At 72.1% G+C, this 4,516-nt stretch carries 3 protein-coding genes; all 3 read left to right on the top strand.

Annotated elements, in window-relative coordinates; translation table 11 throughout:
• On the top strand, window positions 1–945 hold a 945-nt coding region (locus BN2279_RS07435), incomplete at its 5' end, for an ABC transporter ATP-binding protein (RefSeq protein WP_059007698.1).
• A gap of 122 nt (window positions 946–1,067) precedes the next feature.
• Window positions 1,068–1,820 (top strand): ABC transporter ATP-binding protein, encoded by a 753-nt coding sequence (locus BN2279_RS07430; protein WP_059007696.1) that lies wholly within the window; start codon window positions 1,068–1,070, stop codon window positions 1,818–1,820.
• Entirely contained in the window at window positions 1,817–4,393 is a 2,577-nt protein-coding gene (locus tag BN2279_RS07425) for an ABC transporter permease (protein WP_059007694.1), read from the top strand. Before BN2279_RS07430 ends, BN2279_RS07425 begins: the two co-directional genes overlap by 4 nt.
• Window positions 4,394–4,516: the final 123 nt, after the last annotated feature.

Raw genomic sequence — 4,516 nt, 5'->3', positions numbered from 1 at the left:
CGCCGGACGGACGGCGGGCGGTGGCGCGGGGTGCGGCGCGTGCGGAGCGAGGTCCGGGCGGTGGACGGGATCTCGTTCCGGGTGGCGCGCGGGGAGATGGTGGGCTACATCGGGCCGAACGGTGCCGGGAAGTCCACGACGATCAAGATGCTGACGGGCATCCTGACGCCGAGCGGTGGCCGGTTGCGGGTCGCCGGGATCGATCCGTCCCGGGAACGGGCGCGGTTGGCGCGGCGGATCGGGGTGGTGTTCGGGCAGCGGACGACGCTGTGGTGGGATCTGCCGCTGCGCGACTCGTACGGGCTGGTGCGGCGGATGTACCGGGTGGAGGAGGCGCGGTTCCGGCGGAATCTGGACCGGTGCGTGGAGTTGCTCGACCTGGGCGCGCTGCTGGACGTGCCGGTGCGGCAGCTCTCGCTGGGGCAGCGGATGCGGGGCGACATCGCGGCGGCGCTGCTGCACGATCCGGACGTGCTGTATCTGGACGAGCCGACGATCGGGCTCGATGTGGTCAGCAAGGCGAAGGTGCGCGGGTTCCTGCGCGACCTCAACGCGGAGCGGGGCACGACGGTGCTGCTGACGACGCACGACCTGACCGACATCGAGCAGTTGTGCCGCCGGGTGATGGTGATCGACCACGGGCGGCTGATGTACGACGGGGCGCCGGCCGGGCTGCACGAGGTGGGCCGCGGCGAGCGGACGCTCGTGGTGGACCTGGAGCGGGAGCTGCCGCCGATCGCGGTGCCGGGGGCGCGGACGGTGCGGGTGGAGGGGCCGCGGCAGTGGCTGGCGTTCCCGGCGTCGGCGAGCGCGGCGCCGTTGGTGGCGCGGATCGCGGCGGGGTTTCCGCTGGTGGATCTATCGCTGCGGGAGCCGGACATCGAGGACGTGATCGCCCGGATGTACGCGCCTGGTGGGGCTGCCGGGGGCCCGGGGGTGGGGTAAACCCCCGGGCCGATACGGCGACGCGCACCATCGTGCGGGGAACCCGCTGAACGGCACTGTTGCCTGCGTACCTGACAAGTCAGTTCGTGGAGCAGCAGAGGGGATCCGGCGTGGCGACGGTTATGAGGGGGACACGTACGGCGGTGGCCGCGCGGGCCGAGGGCGTGGCGAAGGCGTACGGGGCCGGGGAGACCCGGGCGGTGGCGCTGGCCGGGGTGTCGGTGGACATCGCCCGGGGTGTCTTCACGGCGATCATGGGGCCGTCGGGGTCGGGGAAGTCGACGCTGATGCACTGCCTGGCCGGGCTGGACACGGTGACCGGTGGGCGGATCTGGGTCGGGGAGACCGAGATCACGAGGCTGCGCGACAAGAAGCTGACGAAGTTGCGGCGCGACAGCATCGGCTTCATCTTCCAGGCGTTCAACCTGCTGCCGACGCTGAACGCCATCGAGAACATCACGCTGCCGATGGACATCGCCGGCCGTAAGCCGGACCCCGACTGGCTGCGGCGCGTCGTGGGGACGGTGGGTCTGGCCGACCGGCTCAAGCACCGGCCGAACCAGTTGTCCGGCGGTCAGCAGCAGCGCGTCGCCGTGGCGCGTGCCCTCGCGGCCCGTCCGGAGATCATCTTCGGCGACGAGCCGACCGGGAATCTGGACTCCCGGGCCGGCGCCGAGGTGCTCGGCTTCCTGCGCCGCTCCGTGGACGAGCTGGGCCAGACGATCGTGATGGTCACGCACGACCCCACGGCCGCCGCCTACGCCGACCGGGTGCTGTATCTGGCGGACGGCCGGATCGTGGACGACATGGCGGACCCGACCGCCGATCTGGTGCTGGACCGCATGCGCCGCTTCGACTCGCGGAGGGTGGCATGACGGTCATGCGGACGTCCCTGCGGAGTTTCTTCGCGCACAAGGGACGCATGGTGCTGTCGGGGATCGCGATCGTGCTGTCGGTGGCGTTCGTCTGCGGGACGCTGGTCTTCACCGACACGCTCGACAGGACGTTCGACAAGTTCTTCGACAGCGTGGCGGCCGATGTGACGGTCGACGCGGCGGAGGAGGAGAACGCGCAGGACACCGGCCGTGAGGAGACGCTGCCCGCGGAGGTGGTGGAACGGGTCCGGGCCGTCGAAGGGGTGGCGCAGGCGGACGGGCTGGTCCTCAGCGACAACGTCACCGTCGTGAACGCCGACGGCGACAGCGTCGGCGCCTCGGCCGGGCCGACGCTCGGCGGCGACTGGGGGGTGTCGGCGCAGCGCACGCTGGAGCTGACGTCCGGCGAGGCGCCGCGCGGGGCGGGCGAGGCGCTGGTGGACGTGGACACCGCGGAGCAGCACGGGGTGGCGATCGGCGACGAGCTGGAGATCATCGCGGTGCCGGGCCGTTTCCGGGTGGAGGTGACCGGCCTGGTGGAGTTCCGCGCCACGAACCCGGGCGCGGCGTACGTGCTGCTGGCGCCGGAGGTGGCGCGGACCGAGCTGCTGGGCGGGCCGGACCTGATCAGCTCGGTGGACGTGATGGCGGCCGACGGGGTCGGTGACGCCGAGTTGCAGCGGCGGATCGCGGAGCGGCTCGGCGGCGGCTACGACGTCGAGACGCGGGCCGAGAACATGGAGCAGATGAACCAGGACCTCGGGTTCCTGGACGTCATCCGGTACGCGATGCTCGGCTTCGCGGGGATCGCGGTGCTGGTCGGGATCTTCCTGATCGTCAACACGTTCTCGATGCTGGTCGCGCAGCGGACCCGGGAGATCGGGCTGATGCGGGCGATCGGGGCCGGGCGGCGGCAGGTGACCCGTTCGGTGCTGGTCGAGGCGCTGCTGCTGGGCGTCATCGGCTCGGCGGTGGGCGGGGGCGCGGGGGTCGCGCTGGCGGGCGGGCTGATGGAGCTGAGGGGCGCGGGCGGGGTGGACGTGGACACGTCCGAGCTGACGGTGAGCGTCACCACGCCGGGCGTCGGCATGGCGGTGGGGGTGCTGGCCACCCTGGTCGCGGCCTGGTTGCCGGCGCGCCGGGCGAGCCGGGCGTCGCCGATGGCGGCGCTGCGGGAGGCGGGCACCCCGGGCGCGGCGGCGGCGGGGAAGGTGCGCGCGGCGCTGGGTCTGCTGCTGGTGGCCGCCGGTGTGGCGGGGCTGTTCGAGGCGGGGATGGCGGACGAGGCGTCGGAGGGGTCGCTGTATCTGGCGGCCGGGCTGCTGCTGACGCTGATCGGCGCGGTGGTCGTGGGGCCGCTGCTGGCGAGTGGTGTGGTGCGGGCGCTGAGCGCGGTGGTGCTGCGGCTGTTCGGCCCGGTGGGCCGGATGGCGGGGCGGAACGCGCGGCGCAATCCCCGGCGGACGGGCGCCACGGCGGGCGCGCTGATGATCGGGCTGGCGCTGGTGGGGTCGCTGTCGGTGGTCGGTGCCTCGCTGGTGGCGTCGGCGTCGGACCAGCTCGACCGGTCGGTGGGCGCGGACTTCATCGTGGACACGACGTCGGAGCAGCTCATCACACCGGAGGCGGCCGAGGCGATCCGTTCGACGCCGGGCCTGACCCATGTCACGGGCTACGCGGCCGTGATGGTGGAGCTGACGGCGCCGGACGGCCGGACGTCGGCGGAGGAGGTCGTCGCGGCGGACCCCACGTACGCGGAGGACCTGCGGACGGAGACGGTGGCGGGCGAGCTGGCGACGGCGTACGAGCCGGACCACATGTCGGTGAACGAGTCGTACGCCGTGGACCACGGGCTGTCGGTGGGCGACGAGCTGACGGCGCGTTTCGTCGGCGGGGACACGGTGACGCTGACGGTGGGCGCGATCACGTCGGAGGACACGGTCTTCGACAAGGGCGCGATGTACCTGAGCCAGGACACCGCGCGGGCGCATCTGCCGGCGGAGCTGATGCCGCTGAACCAGCTCATGTTCGCCGGCGCGGAGGAGGGCCGGGAGGCGGAGGCGTACGCGGCGCTGAAGGAGAGCCTGGCACCGTTCCCGCAGTACCAGGTGTCGGACCAGGCGGACTACAAGCAGATGCTGGAGGACGAGATCGGGCAGTTGCTGAACCTGGTGTACGGGCTGCTCGGGCTGGCGATCGTGGTGGCGATCCTGGGTGTGGTGAACACGCTGGCGCTGTCGGTGATCGAGCGGACCCGGGAGATCGGCCTGATGCGGGCGATCGGCCTGTCCCGGCGGCAACTGCGGCGGATGATCCGGCTGGAGTCGGTGGTGATCGCGCTCTTCGGCGCCCTGCTCGGCCTCGGTCTGGGACTGGGGTGGGGCGCGACGGCGCAGCGGTTGCTGGCGCTGGAGGGCTTCGACGTGCTGGAGATCCCGTGGGTCACGATCGCGGTGGTCTTCGCCGGCTCGGCGGTGGTGGGCCTGGCCGCGGCGCTGCTGCCGGCCTTCCGGGCGGGCCGGATGAACGTCCTGCGCGCCATCGCGACGGACCTGTCTCTTTGCCACATCTGACCCTACCGACGGAGGGGGATACGTAGCTTACGGGGGGTGCCGATAGCTAAGAAAAGAAAGAACAGGGATCATCATCAACAGCAGAAAAGAAGGTACATAGCGCAAAGCGAGCAACACGAGGCA

The sequence above is a fragment of the Streptomyces specialis genome (assembly GCF_001493375.1).
In the GTDB taxonomy this organism is placed as follows: Bacteria; Actinomycetota; Actinomycetes; order Streptomycetales; family Streptomycetaceae; genus Streptomyces; species Streptomyces specialis.
Note: the sequence above shows the minus strand (reverse complement) of the source record. Positions and strands in the feature narration are given on the sequence as shown.

Coding starts and splice junctions, on each gene's coding strand:
- BN2279_RS07430 (WP_059007696.1), top strand. CDS start 1,068: ATGAGGGGGACACGTACGGCGGTGGCCGCGCGGGCCGAGGGCGTGGCG.
- BN2279_RS07425 (WP_059007694.1), top strand. CDS start 1,817: ATGACGGTCATGCGGACGTCCCTGCGGAGTTTCTTCGCGCACAAGGGA.